This is a genomic window from Gordonia alkanivorans NBRC 16433 (assembly GCF_000225505.1).
Taxonomy (GTDB): domain Bacteria; phylum Actinomycetota; class Actinomycetes; order Mycobacteriales; family Mycobacteriaceae; genus Gordonia; species Gordonia alkanivorans.
On record NZ_BACI01000086.1, the window covers coordinates 1 to 26,468 of the forward strand.

Annotated in this window: 26 protein-coding genes and 1 pseudogene; 5 read left to right on the forward strand and 22 right to left on the reverse strand. The window is 67.4% G+C overall.

Annotated elements, in window-relative coordinates; genetic code table 11:
• Window positions 1-102: 102 nt before the first annotated feature.
• Window positions 103-402, forward strand: a complete 300-nt coding sequence (locus GOALK_RS14925; RefSeq protein WP_006359661.1) for a GIY-YIG nuclease family protein — start codon at window positions 103-105, stop codon at window positions 400-402.
• A 243-nt stretch (window positions 403-645) separates the two neighbouring features.
• Here the strand turns inward: GOALK_RS14925 and GOALK_RS14930 are convergent, their stop codons facing one another.
• The 6 genes from GOALK_RS14930 to GOALK_RS14955 all read right to left on the reverse strand — a co-directional run bounded on the left by GOALK_RS14930 (window position 646) and on the right by GOALK_RS14955 (window position 6,814).
• Window positions 646-966 carry a Rieske (2Fe-2S) protein gene (locus GOALK_RS14930; protein WP_006359662.1) on the reverse strand — a complete coding sequence of 107 codons (321 nt, stop codon included), beginning with the start codon at window positions 964-966 and terminating at the stop codon, window positions 646-648.
• Window positions 963-3,461, reverse strand: coding sequence for a nitrite reductase large subunit NirB (gene nirB, locus GOALK_RS14935; protein WP_040004237.1), 2,499 nt, complete (start codon window positions 3,459-3,461; stop codon window positions 963-965). The genes GOALK_RS14930 and nirB overlap by 4 nt, the downstream gene beginning before the upstream one ends.
• Entirely contained in the window at window positions 3,461-3,808 is a 348-nt protein-coding gene (locus GOALK_RS14940) for a hypothetical protein (protein ID WP_006359664.1), read from the reverse strand. Before GOALK_RS14940 ends, nirB begins: the two co-directional genes overlap by 1 nt.
• Before the next feature lie 110 nt (window positions 3,809-3,918).
• Window positions 3,919-4,269 carry a DUF2834 domain-containing protein gene (locus tag GOALK_RS14945; protein ID WP_040004238.1) on the reverse strand — a complete coding sequence of 117 codons (351 nt, stop codon included), beginning with the start codon at window positions 4,267-4,269 and terminating at the stop codon, window positions 3,919-3,921.
• Window positions 4,270-4,274: 5 nt separating this feature from the next.
• Window positions 4,275-5,891, reverse strand: coding sequence for an FAD-dependent oxidoreductase (locus GOALK_RS14950; protein WP_006359666.1), 1,617 nt, complete (start codon window positions 5,889-5,891; stop codon window positions 4,275-4,277).
• Window positions 5,891-6,814, reverse strand: coding sequence for an AurF N-oxygenase family protein (locus GOALK_RS14955; RefSeq protein WP_005193878.1), 924 nt, complete (start codon window positions 6,812-6,814; stop codon window positions 5,891-5,893). The genes GOALK_RS14950 and GOALK_RS14955 overlap by 1 nt, the downstream gene beginning before the upstream one ends.
• 188 nt (window positions 6,815-7,002) lie before the next feature.
• On the opposite strand from GOALK_RS14955, the pseudogene GOALK_RS14960 reads away from it, so the two are divergent.
• Window positions 7,003-7,771 (forward strand): annotated as a pseudogene (locus GOALK_RS14960) (SDR family oxidoreductase).
• A 121-nt stretch (window positions 7,772-7,892) separates the two neighbouring features.
• The gene (locus GOALK_RS14965) at window positions 7,893-8,834 is read left to right on the forward strand and encodes a type IV toxin-antitoxin system AbiEi family antitoxin (RefSeq protein WP_040004239.1); all 942 of its coding nucleotides are present in this window, start codon (window positions 7,893-7,895) and stop codon (window positions 8,832-8,834) included.
• 57 nt (window positions 8,835-8,891) lie between these two features.
• On the opposite strand, the gene GOALK_RS14970 is transcribed toward GOALK_RS14965, so the two are convergent.
• From GOALK_RS14970 to GOALK_RS14985, 4 genes are all read right to left on the reverse strand, one after another.
• Entirely contained in the window at window positions 8,892-9,500 is a 609-nt protein-coding gene (locus GOALK_RS14970; protein WP_040004240.1) for a trimeric intracellular cation channel family protein, read from the reverse strand.
• A 124-nt stretch (window positions 9,501-9,624) separates the two neighbouring features.
• The gene (rpmF, locus tag GOALK_RS14975; protein WP_005193867.1) at window positions 9,625-9,798 is read right to left on the reverse strand and encodes a 50S ribosomal protein L32; all 174 of its coding nucleotides are present in this window, start codon (window positions 9,796-9,798) and stop codon (window positions 9,625-9,627) included.
• A gap of 179 nt (window positions 9,799-9,977) precedes the next feature.
• Window positions 9,978-11,012 carry a DUF4190 domain-containing protein gene (locus GOALK_RS24280; protein ID WP_006359672.1) on the reverse strand — a complete coding sequence of 345 codons (1,035 nt, stop codon included), beginning with the start codon at window positions 11,010-11,012 and terminating at the stop codon, window positions 9,978-9,980.
• Window positions 11,013-11,159: 147 nt separating this feature from the next.
• The gene (locus GOALK_RS14985; protein WP_035755621.1) at window positions 11,160-11,897 is read right to left on the reverse strand and encodes a DUF4190 domain-containing protein; all 738 of its coding nucleotides are present in this window, start codon (window positions 11,895-11,897) and stop codon (window positions 11,160-11,162) included.
• 61 nt (window positions 11,898-11,958) lie between these two features.
• Between GOALK_RS14985 and GOALK_RS14990 the strand changes: the two genes are divergently transcribed.
• Window positions 11,959-12,894: an AEC family transporter gene (locus GOALK_RS14990; RefSeq protein WP_006359674.1), complete on the forward strand. Its 936-nt coding sequence runs from the start codon at window positions 11,959-11,961 to the stop codon at window positions 12,892-12,894.
• Between the two features lie 27 nt (window positions 12,895-12,921).
• Here the strand turns inward: GOALK_RS14990 and GOALK_RS14995 are convergent, their stop codons facing one another.
• Window positions 12,922-13,560 carry a DUF1707 SHOCT-like domain-containing protein gene (locus GOALK_RS14995; protein ID WP_006359675.1) on the reverse strand — a complete coding sequence of 213 codons (639 nt, stop codon included), beginning with the start codon at window positions 13,558-13,560 and terminating at the stop codon, window positions 12,922-12,924.
• Window positions 13,561-13,693: 133 nt separating this feature from the next.
• On the opposite strand from GOALK_RS14995, the gene GOALK_RS15000 reads away from it, so the two are divergent.
• On the forward strand, window positions 13,694-14,311 hold the full coding sequence (locus GOALK_RS15000; protein ID WP_006359676.1) for a hypothetical protein: 618 nt from the start codon (window positions 13,694-13,696) through the stop codon (window positions 14,309-14,311).
• A 16-nt stretch (window positions 14,312-14,327) separates the two neighbouring features.
• Here GOALK_RS15000 and GOALK_RS15005 read toward each other — a convergent pair whose 3' ends face one another.
• From GOALK_RS15005 to GOALK_RS15055, 11 genes are all read right to left on the reverse strand, one after another.
• Window positions 14,328-16,331, reverse strand: a complete 2,004-nt coding sequence (locus tag GOALK_RS15005; protein ID WP_006359677.1) for a vWA domain-containing protein — start codon at window positions 16,329-16,331, stop codon at window positions 14,328-14,330.
• An 11-nt stretch (window positions 16,332-16,342) separates the two neighbouring features.
• Window positions 16,343-17,788 (reverse strand): sigma 54-interacting transcriptional regulator, encoded by a 1,446-nt coding sequence (locus GOALK_RS15010; protein WP_006359678.1) that lies wholly within the window; start codon window positions 17,786-17,788, stop codon window positions 16,343-16,345.
• 39 nt (window positions 17,789-17,827) lie between these two features.
• Entirely contained in the window at window positions 17,828-18,403 is a 576-nt protein-coding gene (locus GOALK_RS15015; RefSeq protein ID WP_006359679.1) for a maleylpyruvate isomerase N-terminal domain-containing protein, read from the reverse strand.
• 4 nt (window positions 18,404-18,407) lie between these two features.
• Window positions 18,408-18,902 carry an SRPBCC domain-containing protein gene (locus GOALK_RS15020; RefSeq protein WP_006359680.1) on the reverse strand — a complete coding sequence of 165 codons (495 nt, stop codon included), beginning with the start codon at window positions 18,900-18,902 and terminating at the stop codon, window positions 18,408-18,410.
• Window positions 18,899-19,282, reverse strand: coding sequence for an ArsR/SmtB family transcription factor (locus tag GOALK_RS15025; protein WP_006359681.1), 384 nt, complete (start codon window positions 19,280-19,282; stop codon window positions 18,899-18,901). The genes GOALK_RS15020 and GOALK_RS15025 overlap by 4 nt, the downstream gene beginning before the upstream one ends.
• A 154-nt stretch (window positions 19,283-19,436) precedes the next feature.
• Complete coding sequence (locus GOALK_RS15030) at window positions 19,437-20,348, reverse strand: TauD/TfdA dioxygenase family protein (protein WP_006359682.1); 912 nt, start codon at window positions 20,346-20,348, stop codon at window positions 19,437-19,439.
• A gap of 279 nt (window positions 20,349-20,627) precedes the next feature.
• On the reverse strand, window positions 20,628-21,371 hold the full coding sequence (locus GOALK_RS15035) for a sulfite exporter TauE/SafE family protein (protein WP_081474351.1): 744 nt from the start codon (window positions 21,369-21,371) through the stop codon (window positions 20,628-20,630).
• Entirely contained in the window at window positions 21,358-22,932 is a 1,575-nt protein-coding gene (gene purH / locus GOALK_RS15040; RefSeq protein WP_006359684.1) for a bifunctional phosphoribosylaminoimidazolecarboxamide formyltransferase/IMP cyclohydrolase, read from the reverse strand. Before purH ends, GOALK_RS15035 begins: the two co-directional genes overlap by 14 nt.
• Window positions 22,929-23,552 carry a phosphoribosylglycinamide formyltransferase gene (gene purN / locus GOALK_RS15045; RefSeq protein ID WP_040004242.1) on the reverse strand — a complete coding sequence of 208 codons (624 nt, stop codon included), beginning with the start codon at window positions 23,550-23,552 and terminating at the stop codon, window positions 22,929-22,931. Before purN ends, purH begins: the two co-directional genes overlap by 4 nt.
• Window positions 23,553-23,597: 45 nt before the next feature.
• Window positions 23,598-25,202 (reverse strand): cell division protein PerM, encoded by a 1,605-nt coding sequence (locus GOALK_RS15050; protein ID WP_050918732.1) that lies wholly within the window; start codon window positions 25,200-25,202, stop codon window positions 23,598-23,600.
• Between the two features lie 149 nt (window positions 25,203-25,351).
• Entirely contained in the window at window positions 25,352-26,446 is a 1,095-nt protein-coding gene (locus GOALK_RS15055) for a DUF5336 domain-containing protein (protein WP_006359687.1), read from the reverse strand.
• Window positions 26,447-26,468: the final 22 nt, after the last annotated feature.

The following is a 26,468-nucleotide window of genomic DNA, read 5'->3' on the forward strand; positions in this document are numbered from 1 at the left end:
CTCGCAACCCAAGAATGCACAGTGACAACACCGTCGCGACAACCGTCCACAGCGTCCGTTCAGCGCGCCGATCGGAACAGTTCGGTACCGCATGATCGCCCCATGGCATGGGTCTACCTCCTCGAGTGCTCTGACGGCTCGTACTACGTGGGCAGCACCCGCGATCTCGCGAAGCGACTTCGCGAGCACAGCACCACTCAGACCGGATACACGTCCCAACGACGACCGGTTCGTCTGGCGTGGTCCGCGGAACTCGATCTCGCCGACGCCTACCGAGTCGAGCGGCGGATTCACGGCTGGTCCAGAGCCAAGAAGAAGGCGTTGATCGACGGAGAGATCGATCACCTGAAGATGCTGGCGAAGCGACCAAGCGCTGCGAAAGACCCGCGACCCCGTCAGTGACGACGCAGTGTGGTGGTGCACACGTTGAGGAATCAGGTCCAGTCCTTCGTGGCTCGTCGCTACCGCTCCTCACACCTCAGGCAGCAGACGGTAGGCACCACCGCTCCCCACACCTCGGGCAGCAGACGGTAGGCACCAACGCTCCCCACACCTCGGGCAGCAGACGGTAGGCACCAACGCTCCTCACACCTCACGCAGCGAAGGATCGCACCACTTCTTTCGCATCAGGTAGCTCGTAAGCGACTACAGCCAGACGATGATGTCCCCGTCGCGCTCTTCGACGCGGTACACGGCAATCGAGCCGATCCCCTCCGACGTACACCCACCATCAGCGAACGTGAAGGCGTACTGGTGCAACGGACAGACGATCTTGGCTGCGTCGAACTGACCGTCGGCCAACGGCCCTCCCCGATGCGGGCACACCGCTTCGGTGGCGCGTAGTGTGCCGTCGGTCATGCGGAACACCGCGATCTGCCTGCCGTGCACCGCATATGCCCGACTCTCCCCGAACTCGAGGTCGCCCACCGACCCCACGACCACACCCGGTTCGGCGACGCTGGTCATCGGACCGGCACCTGAGGGAGCGGCAACAGAGGCAGAGCAGGGGTGAACTGAGCAGGCGACTTGGGTTCGGTCCGATCGAGCCAGGGGTCGACGTACGCGGCGACCGCCTCGTCGATGCGCTCCTGCAGCCCCGCCACCAAGCCGTCACGGTCGGCGACAATGATCGCGCGCAACTCTTCGATGCCGATGCGCGGGACGAACGCATACGTCCGCTCGAGCCACTTGCCCTGCTCGCGGTAGTACTGGATGAAGATGCCGCACAACCGGATCACCTCGTCGGGCGAGTCGACGGTCGCGAGCAGGTCGCCCTTGCGGACGTGGGCACCGGCGGCACCGCCGACGTAGATCTCCCACTTGCCGTCGCCGATCGCGACCACGCCGAAATCCTTGCACAGCGCCTCGGCACAGTTGCGCGGGCAACCGGTCACGGCGAGTTTGAGTTTCGCCGGCGACTCCAAACCCTGGTAACGGGTCTCGATGTCGATACCGAGCTGCGTCGAGTCGCCGAGACCGAAACGGCAGTAATCGGTTCCGACGCAGGTTTTCACGGTGCGGAAGGACTTGCCGTAGGCGTACCCCGACGGCATGCCGAGGTCCTCCCACACCTTGGGGAGGTCTTCCTTCTTGACGCCGAGGAGGTCGAGTCGCTGGCCGCCGGTCGCCTTGATCATCGGGATCGAGTACTTCTCCGCGACGTCGGCGATCTTGCGCAACTGCTCCGGTGAGGTCACCCCGCCCTTCATCTGCGGCACCACCGAGAACGTGCCGTCGCGCTGGATGTTAGCGTGCACACGGTCGTTGACGAACAACGCACCGGGCTCACGCCTCCAGTCCGATCCCCAGATGATCCGCAGCAGCGAGGCCAGCGGCATCTTCGCGGTCGCGTCCTCCCCTTCTGGGGCCAGCTTTTCGAAGACCTCGCTGACCGACCGCAGGTTCTGTCGCCGGATCGCGTCGATGAGTTCGGGTTTGGTGAGCGGGATCGCCGGAACGTACCAGTCGGTCGAGGCGTCAGAAGTCAGTGCATCGCCGGCGGCGTACTCGACGATGTCGGCGACGAGACCCTTGCACGACCCACATCCCCTTCCCGCCCGGGTCTTCGCGCACACCTCGCCGACGCTCGTGCAGCCCGACGCCACGCAACTCATGATGTCGCCCTTGGTGACTCCGTTGCAGTTGCAGACCTGGACGTCGTCGGCGAGTTCGGCCGCACCGGTCTCCGCGCTCGGCGTCCCCATGTCGAACAGCATCGAGATGCGCTCGTCCGGCAACGGCACCTTCTCGTCGAAGGCCTGGGTGAGGAAGTTGGCCTTGGAGATGTCGCCGAGCAGCATCGCGCCGATCAGCTTGTTGTCGCGGACCACCACGCTCTTGTAGATGCCGCTACGCGGTTCGTAGAACTGGACGAACTCGTCGTCGTCGCGCTCCGGACCCTTGACGCCCATCGCCGCGACGTCGACCCCGGCGACCTTGAGCTTCGTGGTCAACCGCGAACCGTGGTACTCGGCTCGAGGATTCGCGCCGGTCAGCACGTCGGCGAGGACCACTGCCTGCTCCCACAGCGGCGCAACGAGTCCGTACACCTCGCTGCGATGTTGGGCACACTCCCCCACCGCATAGATGAATGCCTCGTCCTCACAACGCATCTGATCGTCGACGACGATCCCCCGTTCGACGACCAGCCCGGCCCCGCGCGCGATCTCGACGTTCGGCCGGATGCCGGCGGTCACCACGATCATGTCGGCGGGCAGCGAATCCCCGTCGGTGAAGCCGACTCCCGCGACCGTCCCGTCGTCGTTGCGCAGGACCGACGTCGTGCGTTTGCCGGTGTGCACGCCGACGCCGAGAGACTCGATCTTGTTGCGCAACACGCGACCACCGCGCTCGTCGAGCTGCTGGTTCATCAGATGTCCGGGCGAGTGCACGACGTCGACGGCCACGCCCTGCGTCTGCAGGCCGTAGGCGGCCTCGAGGCCGAGCAGGCCACCGCCGATCACGATGGCCCGCATATGGTCGCGCGAGGTCGCCATCTGCAGCATGCCGTTGGTGTCCTCGATGGTCCGGAAGCCGAACACACCTCGCGCGAGCTTGCCGTCGGGTTCGCGGAGACCGTCCATGTTCGGGAAGAACGTATGGGAACCGGTCGCGATGATGAGGATGTCGAAGTCGATGGCCCGTCCCGACGCGCAGGTCACGGTCTTGGCGAAACGGTCGATGGATTCGGCGCGGTCACCGGCGTAGAGAGTGACCCCGTGCTCGCGGTACCAGGCCATCGGGTTGAGCATCAGATCGTCGTCGTCGACGGTGGCCTCGCCGGCCAGGACGTGACTGAGCATGATGCGGTTGTAGTTGCCGTACGGTTCGTCGCCGATCATCGTGACGTCGAACTGGTCGCCGCCACCACGGGCAAGGATCTCCTCGACCGTGCGCGCACCGGCCATACCGTTTCCGACGACCACCAGACGTCGTCGTTGCCGATCCGAGGGGTCCGCCATCAGAAGACGACCATCCCGAAGTCGACCACGACCTCGCCGCTGGTGCCCTCGGGGGCCGCGATCACGAGTTCGAGCGTCGCGTCGGGGTCGACGTCCTCGACCACCCGCAACGGCACGTTGACCGATGCCCGCGCCCCCATCGGGAACATCCGCATCGGTGTCCCGTCACGCGTCAGCGTCACGCAGATCAGCTCGTCGGAGCTGTTGCCACCACGGAAATACAACGGCTGGGCCGTCATTCCCGGCGGCACCACGAACGTCAGCGCCGGGTCGATGGGCCCGGACTTGGTCAGGCCCGATCCGGTGAACGGGAAGACACCCTGCAGGAAGTGCGGAGTACTCGACATGCCGCCACTATCCGCGTGCCGCGTGAAATGCGACTTGCCCCGGTGTTACGGCAGCGTTGTCTGGTTCTCACGGCGGATCCGGGACGCGGAGAGCAGCCCCGGAAGTCGGGTCACCGCCTCAGCGCGCGTTCGCGGGCGAGGAAGACGAACGGGATCGCCGTTGCGATTCCGACACCGAACGTGAGGATCACCGACGCGAACCACCAGGGCATGATCCGCAGGCGCCGGGCCTCGCCGAACGCCCACAGATGAAAGGCGATCACGACGAAGAGAAGATCGACCATCGCGAAGCGACCCGGAGTGGTCTTCATGATGTCGCCGACGAAGAAGTCCTTCACCGACTCCGGCCCGTTGCGCCGCACATACGGGATCGCGATGGCGTTCTGGGTGACCAGCGCGGTCACGAACACGGCGAACAGCGAACGCTCCCGCCACTTCTGGGTTGATTCCCCCTGCGTCATCGCGTCTAGCTCCTCCGCCACCCCGCGGCACCGACCATCTCGGCGACCTGCGTGAACTTTACTCGCGGACGGCCCTGCTCGACGCCGCGTCGGCGTTCATGCCGGTCGATGGCGCGCATACCGCGGTAGCCGATGACGGTCCGCACCCGTTTGCGCACCAGAGTGGCGAACTCGCCCGTGTCGTGCTGGGTGCGCTGCAAGCGACCCGACGCGGCGTCGGCGATGAAGTCCTCAACCGTCTCGATAGCGCACTTCTTGTTCGCGCCGATCCCGCCGCTGGGTCCGCGCTTGGCCCAGCCCAGCACGTAACCGCCGGGAACGATCTCGCCCGACTCGTCGACGAGCCGGCCGTCGACGTTCCGAAAGATGCCGCGGTCGTCGTCGAACGCCAGACCCGGGATCGGGGTCGAGCGGTATCCGATGGAGCGCACGACGAGGTCGGCGGCGACGTGGTGCCGGCCCTCGCCGGTTCGGACGGTGACCGCCTGCACCTGCGGATCGCCGACGATCTCTTCCGGTGTGCTGTGGAACAGGAACACGATTCGACGCCGCGACGGGTCGGCGGGTGCATTCAGCGACGGCACCTGCCCGTCGGCCCCGTCGAACACCTCGACCTCGACACCCGGGATCTCCGACAGCGCACGGTATTCCGCTGCCGTGTAGGCAGCTGCGGCCTGGTCACGACGACCCAGCAGAACCACTTCGTGGACGTTCTGTTCGCGCAGGATCTCGAGCGCTCGATCGGCGATGTCGGTGGTGGCCAACAACTCCGGCGGCGACACGAGGATGCGTGCGACGTCGAGCGCGACGTTGCCCGTGCCGACGACGACCGCGCGGCCCGTCGCCGGATCGTCGGCGGTTCCCCGACGCAGCGGCGGCCCCTCGTCGACACCGGGCACGCCGTTGTACCAGGCCACCAGGTCGGTCGCCGACGTCGAACCCGGCAGATCCTCTCCCGGAATACCCAGGCGCCGTGACTCACTGGCTCCCACGGCGTAGAACACGGCGTCGAAATGCTCGGCCAGTTCGGCCGGGGTGATCTCGTCCGGCCCGTCGCCGACCGACACATTGGTCATCATGGTGACGCGGGGGTCGCGGTAGAGCAGGTCGAAGCCGCGGAGCACTCCCTTGGTGCCGGGATGATCAGGTGCCACACCCGCGCGGACCAGTCCGCCCGGCGTCGGCAGCTTGTCGATGACGGTGACAGTCGCCTCGGTGCGGTCGAGCAGGGTCCGCAGCGCGTATCCGCCCGACGGCCCGGTCCCGACCAGCGCAACCCGTAGGCCGGCAGGCAGTTTCGGGATGTGCGGGTAGGTGACGCCCGCCGACTCGTCGTCGGTCGGTGGGACCCATCCGGACCGGACGTCGGGGTTGCGCTTGTAGTAGTCGGCGTTGATGTCGATGAACACCTTGTCGCGCGTGCCGAGCTTGTCCGCGGGATAGATCGCGTCGACAGGACACGCATCGGCGCAGGCGCCGCAGTCGACGCAGGCCTCCGGATCGATGTGCAGGATGTCGGAGCTGCCGAAGCCGCGTTCCTCAGGGGTGGGGTGGATGCAGTTCACCGGGCACACGGACACGCATGCCGCGTCGCTGCAACATGATTGGGTGATGACGAACATCAGAGCATGTGCGCTTTCCGGTAGTACCGCATGGCGGGCTTGGTGAGCAGTCCGACCTCGTCGAGGAACTCCATGAGGTGGACGCAGCTCGAGCGGATCATCGAGTGGAAGTGCGAGTTCGAGCGCATCTCGCGGACCGCACGGTCGGCGTCGAGGCCGGCGTCGGCAAAGGCCTTGCGCTGAACCAGACTCGTGACGATGTAGTACGCGCCGATGGAGACCGCCAGAGCGCTGAACTGGCGTCGTGCCCAGCTCACGCCCTCCAGCGAGTCCCTCACCTCTTCACGCGCGAACTTCATGTGGCGCGATTCCTCGAGGACGTGGATCTCGTTGACCGTGCGGATGAAGTCGAGCACGCGGTCGTCGCGCATGCAGCCGCGCTGGAAGACGTCCAGGACTTCTTCGGCGACAAGGATTCCGGCGTAGGAGACCTCGTTCTTCGCGGTCTGCATGAAGATCTTGCCGAGGCGGGCGACCTTCTTCGACGGCCGGTAGGAGGTACCGACCATCTTCTCCGAGGCCTTGGCGAACATCAGCGAGTGCCGGCATTCGTCGGCGACCTCGGTGAGTGCGAACTGGAACTCGGAGCCGTGGTAGTCGCCGAGGTACTGATCGCGGATGACCATTTCCTGCAGGATCATCTCGAACCAGATCCCGATGTTCATGATCGAGGCGAACTCGTGGCGGGTGACCGAGATCCGCTGCTCCTCGGTCAGTTCGTCCCAGTAGTCGGTGCCGTACAGCGACGACCACTCGGGGCTGCACCCGTACTTCGTCGGGTCCATCGGCTGGGACCAGTCGATCTCGGTCATCGCATTCCGGGACAGACGGGCAGCCGACGCCAGGAGACGTGCGGAAACCTCCTCGGTGCCCTGGTCACGCATGCTGATGACGTTCTCGGTTCGTTCCATCGCGGCAGTCATGCGAACTCGCCTTCCGGTCGTCGACCATGACAATGATCGATGTAATGACAATGTGTGTTGTCAAGATAGCACCGCGGCGTGACCCAGTAAACGAATCGATGAATATACTGACGAGTAAGTTCGGCGCCTGAAACGGTTGTCGCAGGTCAGCGCCGTCGATGCCGTCACGATCAACCATGGGGGTTCGCATGTCATCCATCTTCATCACCGGCGGGGCGGCCGGGATCGGCCTCGCCACCGCCGAACGCTTCGACCGCGAGGGCTGGACGGTCGGCGTATACGACGTCGATGTCGACGCCCTCGCGAAGGTGAAGGCCGACCACCCCGACTGGATCACCGGCACCCTCGACGTCCGCGAACCGGAACAGTGGGCCGACGCTCTCGCTGAGTTCACCTCCCACACCGGTGGCAAGCTCGACGTCCTCGACAACAACGCCGGAATCCTGCACGAGGGCAAGATCGACGCCATCACGCCCGAGCAGATCAAGCGCCAGATCGACATCGACGCACTCGGCGTCGCCTCGGCGCGCAGGCCGCCTACCCGTACCTGAAGAAGACCCCGGGTGCACACCTGGTGAACATCGCATCGGCGTCGGCGATCTACGGCCAGCCGGGCATCGCCGTCTACTCGGCCACCAAGTTCTTCGTCGGCGGATTCACCGAGGCCCTGGAACTCGAGTGGGAGCACGACGACATCCGCGCCGTCAGCATCTGGCCTCTGTGGGCCAAGACCGCCCTGGCCACCGGCGGCTCCAAGTCCAACAAACCCTTGGCATCCGTATCACCCCCGAGCAGGTCGCCGACAAGGTCTGGGAGTCCGTGCACCCCACCCGCCAGGACAAGCTCCTGCACCGCACCAGCTACTCCGTCGGCGCGCAGACCCTCTTCCTCGGCAACGCAGCGAAGTTCATCCCGAACTTCCTGAACCGAACCGTCAACAAGTTCATCGCGCAGTAGCCACCCTGCAAACCCACCCCTTTTCCGTAAACCCACCCGGCGCGGTCTGGGCGCGTTTACGGAAAAGGGGTGGCTTTGTCGGAGGGTGGGTCCGCAGCGTGCGCTCGTGCGTCTGATTGGTATGGACCTGCCCACCGATCGACACGGCCTGATCCTTCGCAGAGAAACCGTCGGCACCCACATCACCGACGAACAGTTGCAGCGCAGGGTCGAAGGCAAAGCCCTCTATCGCCTCTGGCCGGGTGCGATGGCCGACTTCGCAACGGTCGACGATCTCGACGCCGTCGAGAAGCACCGGCTGACCGTCATCGCCGCCGCGAACGCGGGACGCCCGGGCCGTCTGTTCAGCCACGTCTCCGCCGCTGCCATGCACAGGTTGCCGATGCTCTGGCCGGATCTGTCGCAGGTTCATGTGACGTCGCCGAAGGTCGGGAAACGAACCAAGAGCATCGTCAAGCATCAGGCCGACGTCGAGCCGCAGGACGTCGGGGTCGTCGACGGGGCCACCGTGACGAGCATCGAGCGCACAGCGTGCGACGTCGCCAGACTCGGAACCAGCCGCCAGGCGCTCGTCGTCCTCGACGCCGCACTGCGACGTGACGCCGACGTCGAACGGATGCACCGAATCCTCGATTCGTGTCGAGGGTTCAAGGGCGTCGAGATGTTGCGCCGCATGTTGCCGCATGCGAACGCACTGTCCGAGAGTGTCGGCGAGTCCCTCAGTCGCGCAGTGATGCTCGAGTCACCCGACCTACCTGTGCCGCGGCAGCAGGTCGAACTCTTCGACGACCGCGGCACGTTGATCGCGCGCGTCGACTTCCTGCTGGCCGACAGGGTCGTCGGCGAGTTCGACGGCATGGTCAAGTACAACGGCACGATCGGCGACAAGCCCGCGTGGAAGACGGTCGTCGACGAGAAGATCCGTGAGGACCGTTTGCGTGCAGAGGGTTACACCGTCATTCGGTGGACGTGGCAGGATCTGGCCGACAAATCCCGTTTCCACGCGATGCTCAAGAAGGCACTGCCCTCGCCTGACGCTGACAGCCCCACCCCTATTCCGTAAACCCACCCGTCGCGGATCGGGCGCGTTTACGGAAAAGGGGTGGGTTTGCGGGCGGGGTCAGCGGCGCGCGGTCGGGAGTCGCCAGCCGAACTTCAGGCCGAGCAGACGCAACCCGGTGGCGAGGATCGATCCGACGATCAGCCAGACCCAGTCCGGGACCGGAGTGTGGTACGACCCGACGGCGACCACCGTGGCACCCAACAGTGCGGGAACCGCGTAGAGGTCGGCGGGCTGGAGGAGGAGCGGGATCTCGTTGGAGATCACATCACGTAGGACGCCTCCGCCGACCGCGGTCAGCAGCCCGACTGCGGTGGCGGCGAACGCACTGGCACCCACTTCGACGGCGATCGACGCCCCGGTCGCGGCGAACAGACCCATGCCGAAGGCGTCGAGGACGAGGATCGACCGGCGGAGCTTGGTGAAGGCGGGATGAAAGGCGAAGACGAGCAGGCTGGCGATCGTGCCGGTCAGCACATTGCCGAAGTTCTCGATCGACGAGGGTGGGGTGATGCCGAGCAGCACGTCCCGCAGAACGCCGCCTCCGGCGCCGGTGAGCACCCCGACGGTCACGATGCCCCACATGTCGAAGTCCTTGCGGACACCGACCATCGCACCCGAGGCCGCGAACACCGCGACACCCGCGAAGTTCAAGATGTCGAGAAGCACCTTCCACTCCTGTCACGACGGGGACGACCAGGGCGGCCGGACCACACACACGAATGGCCGCCCCCGGTAAACGGGGACGGCCGTCCATGTGAAATTCGCGGTGCCGAGGCGGCAACCGGAAAGGCTAGCGACGATCCAGATCGATGATGCCCGCGCGAGCGGCCTTCACGAGTCGACGCGGAATCCGCACGGGGACGCCGTTGACCTTTTCTTCCTGCAGTGCCGGGTTTTCCGCCTTCCACTGCGAACGACGGCTACGGGTGTTCGCCCGCGACATCCGGCGCTTCGGTACAGCCATGGTTGAGCCCTTCTCCTACTGTGGTCTGCGTGGCCGCTGGCAACGCAGAGCGTCACCGATCGACCCGAGTCAGTGCGCCAATCGGCCCCCGCGGGCGCGGCACACAACCCGACCAGACTACCTGGCGAGACCGCCCAGCTCCAAAATGGTGGTCGACGCCAACAGCTCGCAGGTCCGCGTCAGAAGTATGACCAGGGACTTTCGACGCCGGTGAGCAGCACCACCAGCCAGTACGCCACCCAGACGACGATGATGAACAGGCCGATGATGATGGCCGTCAGCGCGAGTCCGTCGCCGGTCTGCTTGCCGCCCGACGCCGCGATCTGCTTGCGCGCCACCAGGCCGAGTACGAGTCCGATCAGGCCGCCGATGCCGATGCACACCAGACCGAGCAGTGAGGCGACCAGCGCCGCCACCGCGAGGGTGTTGGTCTTCGGGGTCTCGTCGGCCTGACTCTCACCGTGGAAATTGTCGACGGCGTGCTGGTCGCCCGCCGGCGACTGCCCGTGTGCCTGCTGGGCGTGTGATTGCTGCCCGTACGACTGGTAACCCGGCGGCGGACCGTATCCAGGCCGGCCCTGCGGTCCGGGTGCCGGCTGCCCCGGCTGTCCGAAGCCCGGCTGCCCATACCCCGACGGACCAGGCCCGCCGTACCCGGGCGGCGGGCCGGGTTGTCCGTGACCCTGCTGGGCATATCCCGGCGGTGGGCCGTACCCCGGCTGCGGGGGGCCACCTGGTCCGGCAGGTCCACCACCGGGCCCGACAGGCCCACCCGGCGGCCGCGTCGAGATGACGCGCGTCGAGTCGTACCCCGACGGCGCCGGGCCGGGCGGGGCCTGCGGCGAGTTGGACGCGGGCGGAGCCGGAGGCACGGGCGGAGGCGTCTGGCCCGGTGCCCCCGCGGTACTGATGACGCGGGTGACACCGTCGGCCGGGCTGTGCGACTGCGCGACCTCGGTGCCCTCCGGACCGGCGCCCGGGGTGGAGGTCAACGGCGTGGTCGTGCCCGGGGTCGACTGCACCGGCTCGGTGGTCTCCCCCGAACCGGTGTCGTCGTCGGCCTGACCGAGGAGTTCCGCCCGCGACACCTTCTGCGTCGGCTCGTACGGAGACTGGTTCGGATCGGGTGCCGAACCCGGCGGCACCTGATCCGACTGGGACTGGGGTGTGGAGGACGGATCCTGTGGATCCCCGCCTCCGGTCGGGTTCGACATCAGATGCCTTTCACAAGCCGTGCGTCGTCGCGGCGCGAGGATCGTTCGTGCGCGGCGCCATGCCTGCGCAGGTCACAGAGTAGTGAGAAAGAGCCTCGAACTGGCCAGAAGTCGACGATCGCAGGCTCAGATCGGCCCGAAATTCGTTCAGTAGTAGTAGACCGAGTCCATCGAGTTGCCGGCTGCGATCAGGATGATGATCAGCACGGTGGCGATGACCGCACCCAGGATTCCCAACCCGCCGGTGATGATCCCGGCCAGACCCATGCCCGTGCCGGTCTGGTTACCTGCCGACTGCTCGACCTCGCGTCGAGCCATGAACCCGAGGACGACGCCGGCAATGCCGAGCGGCAACGCCAGCGGGAAGCAGGCGGCGAGCATCACCAGAGCGACGATGCCGCAGATCAGCGCGCCGATCGCCTTGCCGTTGGTGGACGTCTGCGGAGCCCCGTAGCCGTACCCGCCGTAAGGCGCAGCGCCATAAGGATTCTGGGTGCCGTAGGCGGCCGACCCGTAAGCGGGTGCCTGGCCGGCCTGGTACGGATCGCCGTACTGGCCGTAGTTCGCGCCCGGCGGCTGACCGTACGGATTCGGGTTGTACGGGTCCTGCCCCTGGGGCTGGCCGTACGGGTTCTGCTCATACGGGTTCTGACCATAGGGGTTCTGTCCGTAAGGATTCTGCCCCTGGGGATCAGATGAGGGTCCCGGCTGGTAGGTCTGCGCGAACTCGGTCGGCGCATAGTCCGGGGAGCTCTGCCCCTGATCACCCTTGCTGAGGTTCGGACCCGATCCCCCGGACTGCGGTCCTCCCGAGGAACCGGAGCTCGGCACCGTCCCCCAGTCGTCCTGGCCCTGGCCCGATCCCTGTCCTGGTGGATATGACACCCGTAACCCCCTCGTTCGATCCGATAAATCCGTTCATCACCCTAATGAATAGACTCGAGCGGTGTCTGGCGTCATCTCCGGCTTCACGGTGATCTTCATAGTAGTCGGGGTCGGCTATCTCCTCGGGCGGACGCATGTGATCGGCGATCACGCACATGAAGTCCTGTCCCGCTTGGTGTTCTTCGTCTTCACCCCGGCGCTGCTGTTCCATTCGCTGGTCACCTCGGACCTGTCGGTGATCTTCTCCTCGACGCTGGTCATCGCCGGCGGCAGCGCGTTTCTCATGGCGGGCGTCTATCTCGTCATCGCCAAACTGTGGCTACGACGCCCCGTGCCAGAACTCGTCATCGGGTCGCTCGCGGCGTCGTATGTGAACAGCGTCAACCTCGGCCTGCCGATCGCGATCTTCGTCCTCGACGACGCGTCGTTCATCGCGCCGCTGCTGATGTTCCAGATCCTCATCCTGTCGCCGATCGCATTGGTGACACTCGACCTCACCGCCCTCGAGCCCACTGCCGGCCGTTCCCTCGTCCGCAATTCCCTGATCGCTCCGATGACCAACCCGATCGTCGTCGGCGGGATCGCCGGACTGATCGTGTCGGTGCTCGGGCTGATGCCACCGGCGGCCGTGATGTCGCCGCTGAAGATGCTCGGCGACGCGTCGGTGCCGGCGGCGCTGCTGGCCTTCGGTATGTCGCTCACCGGCGTCCAGGTGTTCAAGAAGGGCGAGAGTCCGCGCCGCGACATCGCGCTCGCCGCGGTGTTGAAGATGGTCGCGATGCCGCTGACCGTGTACGTGATCGCGCGCTGGGGGTTCGGTCAGACCGGTCAGGCGCTGTTCGCCCAGGTCGTGATCGCCGCGCTTCCCACGGCCCAGAACGTCCTCGTCTACGCCACCCGCTACCGGCGGGGACAGATCATCGCCCGGGACACCGCTCTGATCACCACGCTCGCCTCGATCCCGACGATCGCCGTCATCGCACTGCTGCTGGCCTGAGCCCGGCGGCGCGCCGGCCGGGCACCGTCACTCGTCCGGGTGCTCGCGCGGAACGACCTTCACCTCGACGCCGCCCATCAGTGCGAACCCGGTCACGCGCACGACAGGTGCGCCCGGGCGCGGCGACTTCTGCGACTTGCCGCCGAAACCGCCCATGATCCCCAGTCCGCCGACCTCGACGGTCACCCCCTCGGGCACCTTGATCTCGACGCCACCCATGATCACGACGCACTCGACAGTGAGAACGGGTGCGGTGAACTCGACCTCGCGCAGGTCGATCTCGACACCGCCCATGATCGCGGTGGCGGTGAGGGCGTCGGCGACCACCGCCGTCCCCGACAGCTCGCTGCCGGACATGATCGCCAGTCGATGTCGCACCGCGGCGTCGGAGCTCCCGCCGGTCACCCGCGGGCCGGGTGACATCGTCGCCGCCGGCATCGCCACGCCGAGCTGCGCGACCGGGAGGTCGTCGGTCAACTCGTCCAGGTCACCGAAAGTCTTGGCCCTCACCGCTTTTCCCGCACGCTCCTCGTACTCGACGAGCGAGAGGCTGCCGTGGGCCATGGCTGCGGACAGGATTTCGTGTACCAGTTCCCGATCGGCGTCGGCGGCACGCAGACGCGCCCGTCGATCGTCGGGTACGGGCAGATCGCCGGAGGAGGTCACATCTGGAAACCCTAGTGGCCACTCCGCAGTCCGACCACCCTGATTTCCACCCTGAGTCGACCCCGACGATCAGCCCACCGACCGACGCGCGGAGGGGCATAATCCATTCACCCCTACCCCCTGGAGGCGACCCATGGGCCAGCCCTACGATCCCGGCCAGTACGGCCCTGGCAACCCCTATCAGTCGGGCCCATACGGCGCGCCCGGCGGCTATCCACCGCCCACACCGCCCAAGGACCGCAGCGGAATGCGGCTCTGGGGCAAGATCCTCACCGCCGTCGGCATCGTCGTCCTCGTGGCCTCGCTGGCGATCGGCATCGCACTCGCCGTCGGCGGGATCAGCCAGGTGGTCGACCAGGCGGAACAGGCCTTCGTCGTCGACCCGACCGGCGAGCAGAACTACGCCGCCGGAGACACCTTCGCGCTCTTCACCCCGGAGTCGTCGGCCGGCGACCCCTCCTGCGAGATCACCGGTCCCGCGGCCCTGGAGCGCGAATCGGGGGTGACCACCGAGTTCACCTACGACGGCACCCAGGTGAGGTCCTTCGAGTCCTTCGGGGTGAAGGAGTCCGGGACATACTCCTTCACCTGCAGCGACCGCGTGGTGGTCGCATCCATCGACCTCGGCGGGATCTTCAGCGGCGTAGGCGGAGTTCTCCTCGCCGTCTTCGGCGGCGGCTTCGGCGCAGTCCTGCTGTTGATCGGAATCGTGTTGTGGGCCATCGCCGGACGGAAGCCGCGCACCGTCTGATCCGGCGCTCGACTCTTCAGCCGCGTCGACGACCCTTCCGCGACTTCAGGTAGTCACCGACCACCGCGGCACCGAGGCCGTCGACATCGGGGGCGACCACGCGACCACCGATCCGGCGGGCGATCTGATCCATGAAGTGGGCCAGGCCGGGGTCCTCACCGAGACGGAAGAAGGTGACCTGTGCGCCGAGCCGGGCCACATGGTCGAGTTCGCGCACCGTCAATGCGATCGTCTGCGGGTGCGGCGGATAGAAGAAGAACGGTTCGCCGCTGGGGTCGAGGTGGGCGGTGGGTTCGCCGTCGGTGACCACCAAGACCACCGGCTGTGCGTTCGGGAAGCGACGCAGGTGTCGCTGTGCGAGCAGCAGCGCGTGGTGCAGGTTGGTGCCCTGCTCCATGCGCGGTTGCAGTCCGGTCAGTTCGGCGATGTCGATGGACCGCGCGTAGCGACCGAAGGCGATGAGATGGAGTTCGTCGCTGCGGAACCGGGTGGAGATCAGGTGGTTCAACGCGATCGCAGTGCGTTTCATCGGCGTCCAGCGACCCTCCATCTCCATGGAGAACGACGTGTCGACGAGGAGTACGACCGCCGCCTGGGTGCGGCTCTCCGTCTCGGCCACCTCGACGTCGCGCACATCGATCCGCACACCTGAGCGCGCCATCTCCGACGTCGCCAGCGACGGTTCGGTGGTCTCGGAGACGGTGCGCAACACCGCATTCGACACCGTGCGGGTGACGTCCCACGGGTCGGTGTCGCCGAACTCCCATTCGCGGCTGGCCCCGGTGGGTTCGCCGAGGAGCCCGGTCTGCCGGGTCTGGCGGTCGCCACGACGCCCGGACAGTTGCTCGGCGATGTCGCGGAAGATCGACTGCCCGAGCTGACGCATCGCTTTGGGACTCAACCGGAGCTGACCGTCGGCCGTGCGATCGAAGAACCCCTGCTCCGACAACGCTTTCTCGAGCTCGGCGAGCATCCGGGCGTCGACGGCCGCCTCGTCGCCGAGTTGGCGGGCAAGTGCATCGAGGTCGATGTCGTCCATCTGGGCCCCGGCGTACTGCTGGGACAACTGCTCGGACAACGCTTCGAGTTCCGAGATGTCGCGGAGCGCCGCGGCGCCCTCCCCGAGTCCCATCGGCTGGTCACCCGAGAACGACTGCGCGTCGTCCCAGTCGAGCCCCGGTCGCGCCGCACGCAATTGCGAATCCATCTGCGCGAGTTGACTCATCAGGTCCGGCGAACCGAAGGCCTGCTGCGCCAGCTGATCCAGTTCGGCCCGCTGCTCCGGGGTCAGCGAGTTGTAGAACTGCTGGGCGGCCGCGGCGCGTTGCGCCAGTGAGTCGATGAGTTCCTCGGTGTTGCGCGGGTTCTCCGGGAAGAAGTCACCGTGGGAGTCCATGAACTCGTCGAACTTGTCCGAGGTGTCCTCGCCACGGTTGTGCGCCTCGAGCAACTCGTTGAGGTCTTTGAGCATGTCCGAGACCCGTTGCCGGTCGGCCTCGGTGGCACCTTCGAGGGCCTCCTTCATGCCGGCGAACCGCTGGTCCAACAGCTCGCGGCCGAGGAGGTCTTTGATCTTCTCGTAGTCCTCGCGGGCCTGCGGGCTGCGCCAGTTGTACTCCGACAGCTCTTCGACGGCCTGCGCGGTCGACGGCGGCAGGCTGCCGATCTGCATCTCCGCGAAGCGCGCGTCGTCGTCGAGGTCGCGGGCGAGTTGCTTGCGCTCTTCGAGGACGGCGCGGTCGAGCAGTTCGCGGATCTCGGCGAACGTGCCGTCGAGGTTGCGCTTCTTCAGCAGTTCCTGCCGACGCCGGTTGACCTGTTCCCGGAGCTTGTCGAGGCCGCGCATGTTCGGGGTGCCACGACGCAGCAACTCCCGGAGGGCACGCTGCGGCGACGCACCGGCCATGACGTCGTCGCCGATCGTCTCCAGCGCCTCACGCAGATCCACCGGCGGGGCGAGCGGATCGGGACCGCCGGTGTACCGCTGGTAGCGCGAACGATGGAAGCTCTTGCGCGCCAATGTGTTCTCCCTCAGCCGTAGATGGTCTGGCCGGCCTCGTCGGCTTCCTTGCCGATCCGACGCGCCAGGAACAGACCCTCGAGTGCCAGTTCGACGGCACTCGCCCGCTCGCCCTCGATGTCTGCGTCGAGACGCTCCGCGATCGCGTCGAGCACGGCGCCGGTGGTCTCCGGCGACGGGATCGAGTCCAGGAAGTCGCCGGCCCGGACACGGTCGCCGGTCACGACCGGTTCACCGTTTTCCAGCGCCTCGACGAGCGCTGCCAGGTCGATCCCGCCGAGATGTGCCCGCACGGTGTCGGCGACGGACTTGCGCATGAGGTGCTCGAGGATCTCCAGCTCGCGTCCCTCCTCGCCGGACTCGAACTCGATCTTGCCGCGCAACACCTCGACCACCGACTCGAGATCGACGACCCGCGCGACCGCCTGGTCCTCACCGGTGACCGCGGCGCGGTGAAGTGCCGCGGCGGCAACGGTTTCGGCGGCGGCGATCGAGAAGCGTGCGGAGACGCCCGACCGCTGGTCGATGGACGGATGGTCGCGGGCGTAGCGGGTGAAGCGTGCCAGGATCTCGGTGATGAAGGTCGGGACACTCGCGGTGAGGTCGGCCTCCTGCTCGATGACGGCAACCTCGTCGTCGAGTTCGAGCGGGTAGTGCGTGCGGATCTCGGCGCCGAAGCGGTCCTTCAGCGGGGTGATGATGCGACCGCGGTTGGTGTAGTCCTCCGGGTTCGCGCTCGCCATCACGAGCACGTCGAGCGGCAGCCGCAGCGTGTAACCGCGGACCTGGATGTCACGCTCCTCCATGACGTTGAGCATCGACACCTGAATGCGCTCGGCGAGATCCGGGAGCTCGTTGATCGCGACGATGCCGCGATGCGCGCGCGGGATGAGTCCGAAGTGGATGGTTTCCGGATCGCCGAGGCTGCGCCCCTCGGCCACCTTCATCGGATCGATGTCGCCGACGAGGTCGGCCACCGATGTGTCGGGGGTGGCCAGCTTCTCGCTGTACCGCTGCGAACGGTGACGCCACTCGATGGGCAGATCGTCGAGCAGGTTGGCGGCCTTGCGGATCGACGCCGGGGTGATCGGCTCGTACGGGTGCTCCCCCAGTTCCGATCCGGCGATCACCGGCGTCCACTCGTCGAGGAGTCCGACGAGGGTGCGCAGGATGCGGGTCTTGCCCTGGCCGCGCTCGCCGAGCATCACGACGTCGTGGCCGGCGATGAGTGCGCGTTCGAGCTGCGGGATGACGGTGGCCTCGAAGCCGACGATCCCCGGCCAGGGGTCGCGGCCCTCGCGGAGGGCGGTCAGCAGGTTGTTGCGGATCTCGTCGCGCACGCTGCGCTGCACGTGGCCGCTGGCACGCAGTTCACCCAGGGTGCGGGGTGACGGGTGGCGGGTTTCGGTCGACTGAGAACCATGGGTGGTGAAATTGTCCTCTGGCACGTGATCCACGCTACTCCGAGTTGTGATGTGCGTGCGTGCCGTAGGGGTTCAGGCAGTACCCGGCGACCAGGCCGGGTCGCGGCCGACAAAGCCCATCAGGCGGCTGACGGCGTCGGCGTCGGCCGGCACCTCGACCGCGGGCCCGTACTGTCCCGAGCTCCGCAGCAGCTCGTCGATGGGGATCATCCCCTCGAGCAACACCCTGGCGTAGTCGGGATCGAGGCCCGGGGTGACGCCCTGCGACCGGGCGAGATCCCAGGAGTGCATGTACACGTCCGCGGTGTAGAACCGGTCGACCGCGTCGGCGAGGCGGTGCTCCCCCGCCATCGGATGGGTGAAGGTCTCCTGCGCCGACGGGCCGTCGAGCAGGTCCTGCACGGCTGCCGCATGCGCCGACCACGCTCTCGCAGGATCGTCCGCAACTCCGGGCCCACCCGGCAACCGCACGCCGCCGGCGTCGAGGAATCCGGTGAACCAGTCGACGAGGTGGGCGACGACATCACGTGCGGCCCACCCGTCGACCGGTGTGGGGGCGTCCCAGTCGGCGACGACGGCGATCGCGTCGGCGAATCCGGCCGCGACCTCCCGATGCCGGGCGGCGGGGTCGAGTTCGGTGAGGCTCATCGGCCTACAGCTCCCCGGATGCGAGCAGCTTGTCGATGCCGGCGTACCCCTCGTTGACGCCGACCTCCATGCCCGACGACAACCAGCCGTCGCGTGCTTCGAAGCTGTTGCATAGGGATTCGGCGTGCAGGCGCGTCGTTCCGTCACCCAGGTCCTCGAACCAGAGTGTCTCCAGCGACACCTGGTCGGGCATTCCCAGCCAGGTGAAGGTCTGCACGATCTTGTCCTCGCCCACGGTGTGGAAGCAGCCGCGGAATCCATGCTCCTGCCCCTCATGCGTGGAGATGTAGTGCCAGCTGCCGCCGTCGCGGACGTCCCATTCGACGATGCGGTTGGCGACAGAGTCCGGACCGTTCCAGCGGACGAACAGTTCGGGATCGGTGTGCGCTTTCATGAGTTGGGCGGGCGTGCCACGGAAGTCTCGGGTGATCCGGATGGCCGGGACTTCCCTGTCGGCCTCGATGGCGGCTTCGGGATAACGGGTTGCGGTGGTGCTCATGATGCCTTTCCTCTCCTTGTGGTGTTGTCGTTCTCGACTCGGGGACGTTCCGCCTCGGGGCCGTCGTTCATCTCCGCGAGCAGTGCGTCGAGGCGCTGGTAACGCTCCTCCGCCCGCTGCCGGTATCGCTCGATCCACTTGGTCATGAGGTCGAACACCTCTGCTTCCAGATGGACCGGACGTGTCTGGGCCTCCCGGGTTCGGGACACCAGACCGGCGTCCTCGAGCACCTTCAGATGCTTGGAGACCGCCTGGATGCTGACGTCGTACGGCTCCGCGAGCTGGGAGACCGTCGCGTCGGACACCGCCAGTCGCGCGACCATGTCGCGTCGGGTGGGGTCCGCGAGTGCGGCGAACACCTTGGACAGCTCGTCGGCCATTCCGCACCCTCCTAAACCGTTTGGTTGAATACGACGATACGCCTGGCCGCGCGCTTTGTCAACCACTTGGTTGAATACACGGCTGAAGAAGATCCGTATGACGTTGCGCCCGGCTACCGGGCACAACGTCATACGGATCTCGGGTCGTGTCGGCTCAGGCAGGCCCGACCGGCGCGTCACCGCGCAGCGTGATGCGGTGCATGACCCGGCGGTTGTCGCCATAGTCGCGGTTGGCGTAGTGCAGGGTGTTGCGGTTGTCCCACAGCACCAGGTCGCCGAGGCGCCAGCGGTGCCGGACGATGTGCTCGGGCTTGGTGATGTGCGCGTAGAGCAGGTCGAGGATGCCGCGGCTCTCGGCCTCCGACACTCCCTCGATGTGCGAGGTGAAGCCCGGGTTGACGAACAGCGACTTGCGGCCGGTTTCGGGATGCACCCGCACCACCGGATGGCTGACCGGCACGAGTTCGGTGACTTCCCTGCCGTCCCAGTTGTTTCCGCGTCCGTTGCGACGCTGCTTGAGGTAGTAGCCGAACTCGCGGCTGCCGTCGTGCACAGCGGTCAGCCCGTCGACGAGGCGTCGGATCGGCTCGGACAGCGACTGATACGCGAGTTCGGCGTCGGCCCAGTTGGTGTCACCGCCGTTGCGCGGCAACACGACCGGGCGCAGGATCGAACCCATCGGCGGACGCGGCATGAACGTCACGTCGGTGTGCCACACATCGGCGAATCCGTTGTCGGCACTGTCGAGTTCATAGACCTCGTCCGGCACGTCCCCGCTGTCCCACACCGGATGCCCGAAGGTGAGGTCGCCCAGCCGATTTCCGAACTCGATGTGCGACGCGTCGTCGAGCTGCTGATTCCGCAGCACGATGACCTTGTAGTCGATCAGCGCCTGACGGACGGCCCGCACCTCGTCGTCCGACGCGGTGGCGACGTCGAGACCGCGGATCTCGGCACCGAAGCTGGGCCCGAACTCGTCGACGTCGAGTTCGACGCCCCGGGAGACGATGCCGGCAGCGGGAGCAGTGGTGCGGCGGACGCCAGAAGCGGGATGGGAGATGGTCATGACGGTTCCTTCTCGAAGATGACTGGTGGTCGCGAGGGGCAACAGCCGCCGGCGGGGATCCGTGGTGGGATCCGTCGGACCAGTTCATCGAGTGGACCGTCATCAGACGCATCGACTCCGTTCCGTCCGCCAGCCCGGTACACGACATGCTCGACGAGCAGTCGTGGTGCGGGGCGGACGGTTCGACAACGGACACCCGTACTTTCTAATCCCCCGTCACCCGCTCGGACAGGGTTCGGCCCAGGGTGAGGAAAACACCCCGCGGCACCGACACGATCCTCAGCCGACCGCGAGCCACACCGCGAGGCCGAGACCACACAACCCGACGACGATCCGCAGCGGGCCGGCGGGCAGGCGTTTGACCACCGGCGGGCCGCACCAGCCGCCGAGCAGGCACCCGATCGCCATCGCGAGGGCCGCCCACCAGTCGACCGGGCCGAAGATCATGAAGCCGACCGCGGCGACCGCGTTGGCGACTCCGAGGAACACCGACTTCGACAGTGCAGCGCGCCAGAGCGGCTCGCTGGTGACCACCAGCATCAGAGCCAGGATCATGATGCCTGCGCCGGCGCCGAAATAGCCGCCGTAGATGCAGATCAGCGTCAGGCCGACGACGAAGATCCAGGGACGCTCGGCATGCGAGGTCGCCCATCGTCGCAGAACCGGTTGTACGAGAAGCGCTATGGCCGCGATGGCCACCAGGAACGGGACCAACGCCTCGAAGGCCTCGGCCGGCGTCAGGAGAAGCAGTACCGCACCGAGGGTCCCGCCGATCAGGGCGGCGATCAGCCCGATGACGAGGCGACGACGGTCGCCGTCGAGCAAGGCCTTTCCCGACTGGGCGGTGCTGCCCACCCCGACCGCGACGAGTGCGACCGTGTTGGTCACGTTCGCCGCGATCGGGGTGAGACCGACCGCGAGAAGTGCGGGATAGCTGACGATGGACGCCAGCCCGGTGATGTATCCGATCAGGCCCGCGCCGAAACCGGCGACGACCAGTAGTGCGAGATCAGTGAGCGAAATGGCGTGCCCCGGTGAGGTAGAGCGTCACGCCCGCCTCGTCGGCCGCCTCGATGACCTCGTTGTCACGGATCGAACCGCCCGGCTGCACGACCGCCTTGACGCCCGCGGACAGCAGCACCTGCAGACCGTCCGGGAACGGGAAGAAGGCATCCGACGCCCCGACGGACCCGGCCGCGCGATCGCCGGCACGCTGGACGGCGAGGTGAGCGGAGTCGACACGGTTGACCTGGCCCATGCCGACGCCGACCGAGGCGCCGTCGGAGGCGAGCAGGATGGCGTTCGACTTCACCGAACGGCAGGCGCGCCAAGCGAATTCGAGGTCCGCGAGGGTCTGGGCGTCGGCCGGCGGGCCGGCGACGAGATTCCAGTTGTCCGGGTTGTCGCCCTCGGCGTCGATGACGTCGCGCTGCTGGATCAGCAGACCACCCGAGACCGGCTTGGTCTCGACCCCGGTGGCCGACGGCGGTGTCGCGACCAGCACGCGGATGTTCTTCTTGCGGGTGAGGACCGAGAGGGCGCCGTCGGCGAAGCCCGGCGCGACGACGACCTCGGTGAAGATCTCGGCGACCTGCTCGGCCATCTCGACGGTGATCTCGCGGTTCGCGGCGATCACGCCACCGTAGGCGCTGACCGGGTCGCAGGCGTGGGCCTTGCGGTGCGCCTCGGCGATGTCGGCGCCGACCGCGATGCCACACGGGTTGGCGTGCTTGATGATCGCGACCGCCGGGGCCTCGAAGTCGTAGGCGGCGCGCCAGGCGGCGTCGGCATCGGTGTAGTTGTTGTAGCTCATCTCCTTGCCGTGCAACTGCTCGGCGGTGGCGAGGCCACCTTCCCCGGCGTTGCCGACGTAGAGAGCGGCGGCCTGGTGCGGGTTCTCGCCGTAACGCAGGACGGCCGAACGGTTCCAGGTGGCACCGGCCCAGATCGGGAACTGCGAATCGTCCTCGGGTGCGACGACACTCGACATCCACGAGGCGACGGCCACGTCGTAGTCGGCGGTGTGGCGGAATGCCTTGGCGGCCAGCTTCTTCCGGTCGGCGAGGGTGAACCCGCCGGCCGAGATCGCCTCGGTCACGTGTCCGTAGTCACCGGGGCTCGTCACGACGGCCACCGACGGGTGGTTCTTCGCCGCGCCGCGCACCATCGACGGGCCACCGATGTCGATCTGCTCGATGCACTCGTCGGGGGTCGCGCCCGAGGCGACGGTCGCGGTGAACGGGTAGAGGTTCACGACGACGAGATCGAATGCGGCGACGCCCAATTCGGCGAGCTGGGCGACATGGTCGTCCTTGCGGGTGTCGGCGAGGATGCCGGCGTGCACCTTGGGATGCAGGGTCTTGACCCGGCCGTCGAGGCACTCGGGGAAGCCGGTCAGCGCCGACACCTCCACGACCGGGACACCGGCGTCGGCGATGGTCTTGGCGGTCGATCCCGTCGAGACGATCTCCACACCGGCGGCCTGGAGTGCGGTCGCGAGATCGGCCAGGCCGCTCTTGTCGTAGACACTCACCAGCGCGCGCCGGATGGGTCGGCGGGCACTGTCAGCGGGCTGTGCGTTCACGGGATGCGGGCCTTTCGTCCATCGATGACTACTCCACGGGTGACCAGTGCGGTCACCACTTCGGCGAGCAACACGCGCTCGACCGTCTTGATGCGTTCGTGCAAGGTGTCGACGGTGTCGTCGTCGTCGACCGTGACCACCTGCTGCGCCAGGATCGGCCCGGTGTCGACGCCTTCGTCCACGAGGTGGACGGTCGCACCGGTGACCTTGACGCCGTAGTCGAGTGCCTCGGGCACACCGTGCGCGCCGGGGAATGCCGGCAGCAGCGCGGGGTGGCTGTTGACGATCCGTCCACCGAAGCGTTCGAGGAATGCGGGACCCAGGATCTTCATGAAGCCCGCGGTGACCACCCAGCCGGGATCGACGGCGGCGACCGCCTCGGTGAGCGCGGAGTCCCACGCGGCACGATCGGCGTGGTCGGCGACGCGGCAGGTGATCAGCGGGATCTCGTTGCGATGCGCGATCTCCTGGGCCCGGCAGACGCGATCGACCACGATGGCCGCGACCGCGAACGGGGCGTCGTCGGCGGCGGCGCGGGCGAGCAGTGACTCGAGCAGAGAACCGGTACCCGACGCCATCACCACGACGGGTGTTCGTACGGGCGCGGTCTCCGATGTCACGCTTGGGAGCCTAATAGCAGCACGTCGAGCAGGAATCGGCGGGTCTCAGCGCCGACGGCCGGCACCGGGTGTTCCCGGGTAGAGGTCGTAGTCGGCGTCGTCGACGAGATCGCTGTCGTCGAGGTCGTCGGCCGGGATCCGGTTGGCGGAGGGCACGGTGTCGTCGCCGGCGGCGGGCACGAACCCGTCGGCCTCGTACCCCGCGTCTTCGTACCCCGAGTCTTCGTGGTCGGCTTCCTCGTAGACGGCCTCTTCGTACTCGCCGTCCTCGTAGACCGCGTCGTCGTACGCGCCCTCGTATTCACCCTCCGCGTCGGTGTACTCGACGTACTCGTCGTCCTCGTCGAGGTCGGCGACGATGACGTACTCGTCCTCGAAGCCGAGGTCGTCGGGGTCGTCGAAGTACTCATCCCCCACCGCGGCGCGGGCGGCCCGAGTCGACGGCAGGAAGGCGTAGACGATCGCGAGGAGGATGCCGATGATCGCGATCCAGCCGAGCGTGAACACGCCGGCGGCGGATACGGTGACCGCGACGTCGCCGAACTCGCCCAGCGTGCCGCCGACGGCCGCGGTCAGGATCGCCATGGCCGAGGCGGCGACGGCGGCGGCAACGCCGATCGAGCGCACGTGCGCGACCGGATTCAGGTCGCGACAGCGCCAGCCCACGAAGGCCGCGACGGCGGCGGGGGCGATCAGGCCGAGGAAGCCCCAGCTGCCCGCACCGGTTCCCTCGGGCAGGACCGCGAGGGCGGGTACGGGCGGGACCGCTCCACCGCGGACGGTGAACAGGTCGACGGTCATCGCACCGATCTGGACATCGGACCCGACGAGGATCGCGGTCGCGCCGATCATCAGGTTCGGCAGATACATCAGGGACAGCAGGCTGAGCCCGAGGAAGCCGTCGAAGTCGTAACCGGTGTCGATCAGCTCACCGATCTCGGTGTGCCGCATCAGCATGCGCAGGCACACCAGGACCGCGCCGGCGACCACCAGGGCCAGCACGGCGACGAGGCCGTAGCGGAAGCCGCGGCGGTCGGCGTAGGACATCCCCCACCGGGCCGCGAAGTCGTGTCGTCGGACCCACGTGACACCGGCCAGCGCGGCACCGCCGTGGATGCCGATCGTGTAGGCGAAGGCGATCAGCGCATTGGGTGTCTGCACCGGCAGCACCGATCCGCCGTCCATCACGATGGCCAGCGACATCGCGGTGATCAGGAGTGGGCCCACGATCGCCGAGCACACCACCGCCCCGACGTCGAACAGATCGTGCGCGGATCGTTGCGTGGGGCCGCTGCCGCCGATCGCGCGGGCCGTGAGGCGGGCGGTGCCGATCGCGACGACCAGGGTCGGCAGCAGCGGCAGGACACCGATCGTGACCCCGCTGATGGTGACCGGCACCTGGTGGATCGCCAGCCAGCTCGAGGCGATCGCACTGGGCAGGCCGGTGAGTCCGCTGCCCGCGAGCAGCAGCACCGTCAGCATCACGACGATGAGCGTGACCAGGGCGAGAGCGGGGACGGTGAACGCGACCACGGCCAGCTGCCGGGCCGACCCCTCGACGTCGTTGCGCTGGGCACGACGGGATCGTCGCAGTGCACGCAGCTGCGACGCCAGGTTCTCCGCGGTCGAGTCGGGCCTGAAGGTGGGCATCGTCATGAGCGTGGCATGGTCGGCCGCCGGGCCGTCGGAGACGCGCCGCGATGAGACGGAAAGCGTCTCACGTCACCGGGGACACGCATTGCCCCAGAGACGACAGGGCCCCGCCGACGCGTGTCGACGGGGCCCTGTCGGTGTCTGGATCAGCTACCGCTGCTGGTGGGCGGTTCGGGCTTCTGGAAGACCGTGGTCGAGTGATCGGCGGCCGGGCCGGCCTCGGACTCACTCGCGGAGGCGCCACCCGACTGCGCAGCACCGGACGACGCACCGGAGGCGCCTGCCGAGTACTGCCCCGGGGTGTAACCGCCGTAGCCGGACTCACCCGGTGCCGATGCCTGGCCGGACTGGGCGCTCGAGTAGCTCTGACCGGTGCCGGACGTCTGCGAGTACGCGGACGGGTCGTAGTTCGCCGAGGACTGCTGGCCGTACTGCGACTGTCCGCTGCCTGCGCCATAGGCGGTGGCCTGGGCGTCGCCGTGGGCCTGGCCCTGTCCGGCGGCCTGCTGGCCCGCCGAGGCCTCGGTGCCCGACGTCGCGGCCGTGATCGGTCCCGTGGCCGATGACGGGGCCGCGAGCGCGGGCGCCACCTTGACGACGTCGGCTTCGACGAGCAGCCACACGATCGCGAGGAGCGCCGACAGCAGCGAGAAGATCAGCAGGACGATGGCGCCGGAGGCGTTGTTGTCCACGCTGAGGAACAGGAACAGCGTGATCAGGAAGGCCGGAATGGTCAGCGCTGCGACGATCGGAGCCGCCGCGACCTTGACGCCCGGGATCAACGAGATGAGCGCCAGGACACCGGCGACGGCGACGAGCGCGTACGGGGCGTTGAACGGCGTCTGGAACAGCTCCACCGAGAAGTCATAGGCCCGTGCGGCGGCGAGGAACCCGGAGAACAGCACGACGAGACCGAACAGACCGATGACACCGGCCAGGATCGTCGGGGTGATCGCGGGCAGACCCTGGCTCGGCGGTTTCACCGGCTGCTGCTGGCCGTAGCCGTACTGTCCGTAGCCCTGCTGCGGATTCTGGCCGTACTGCTGCTGGCCGTAGCCCTGCTGCTGTCCGTACTGCTGGCCGTAACCCTGCTGCGGATTCTGACCGTACTGCTGTCCGTAGCCCTGCTGGGGGCCCTGCCCGTAACTCTGCTGACCGCTCTGCGGGTACTGCTGGCCGTACTGGCCGTGGGACTGTCCGGACTCGGGCTGCTGCCCGTAGCCCCCCGTTGGATACGTCATTGGCGATCTCCTGGTCGGCTCG

Bases quoted from the DNA above. Each gene is read 5' to 3' on its own strand.
- GOALK_RS14925 (WP_006359661.1), top strand. From the start codon at position 103: ATGGCATGGGTCTACCTCCTCGAGTGCTCTGACGGCTCGTACTACGTG.
- GOALK_RS14930 (WP_006359662.1), bottom strand. From the start codon at position 966: ATGACCAGCGTCGCCGAACCGGGTGTGGTCGTGGGGTCGGTGGGCGAC.
- nirB (WP_040004237.1), bottom strand. From the start codon at position 3,461: ATGGCGGACCCCTCGGATCGGCAACGACGACGTCTGGTGGTCGTCGGA.
- GOALK_RS14940 (WP_006359664.1), bottom strand. From the start codon at position 3,808: ATGTCGAGTACTCCGCACTTCCTGCAGGGTGTCTTCCCGTTCACCGGA.
- GOALK_RS14945 (WP_040004238.1), bottom strand. From the start codon at position 4,269: ATGACGCAGGGGGAATCAACCCAGAAGTGGCGGGAGCGTTCGCTGTTC.
- GOALK_RS14950 (WP_006359666.1), bottom strand. From the start codon at position 5,891: ATGTTCGTCATCACCCAATCATGTTGCAGCGACGCGGCATGCGTGTCC.
- GOALK_RS14955 (WP_005193878.1), bottom strand. From the start codon at position 6,814: ATGACTGCCGCGATGGAACGAACCGAGAACGTCATCAGCATGCGTGAC.
- GOALK_RS14965 (WP_040004239.1), top strand. From the start codon at position 7,893: ATGGACCTGCCCACCGATCGACACGGCCTGATCCTTCGCAGAGAAACC.
- rpmF (WP_005193867.1), bottom strand. From the start codon at position 9,798: ATGGCTGTACCGAAGCGCCGGATGTCGCGGGCGAACACCCGTAGCCGT.
- GOALK_RS24280 (WP_006359672.1), bottom strand. From the start codon at position 11,012: ATGTCGAACCCGACCGGAGGCGGGGATCCACAGGATCCGTCCTCCACA.
- GOALK_RS15000 (WP_006359676.1), top strand. From the start codon at position 13,694: ATGGGCCAGCCCTACGATCCCGGCCAGTACGGCCCTGGCAACCCCTAT.
- GOALK_RS15015 (WP_006359679.1), bottom strand. From the start codon at position 18,403: ATGAGCCTCACCGAACTCGACCCCGCCGCCCGGCATCGGGAGGTCGCG.
- GOALK_RS15020 (WP_006359680.1), bottom strand. From the start codon at position 18,902: ATGAGCACCACCGCAACCCGTTATCCCGAAGCCGCCATCGAGGCCGAC.
- GOALK_RS15025 (WP_006359681.1), bottom strand. From the start codon at position 19,282: ATGGCCGACGAGCTGTCCAAGGTGTTCGCCGCACTCGCGGACCCCACC.
- GOALK_RS15030 (WP_006359682.1), bottom strand. From the start codon at position 20,348: ATGACCATCTCCCATCCCGCTTCTGGCGTCCGCCGCACCACTGCTCCC.
- GOALK_RS15050 (WP_050918732.1), bottom strand. From the start codon at position 25,202: ATGCCCACCTTCAGGCCCGACTCGACCGCGGAGAACCTGGCGTCGCAG.
- GOALK_RS15055 (WP_006359687.1), bottom strand. From the start codon at position 26,446: ATGACGTATCCAACGGGGGGCTACGGGCAGCAGCCCGAGTCCGGACAG.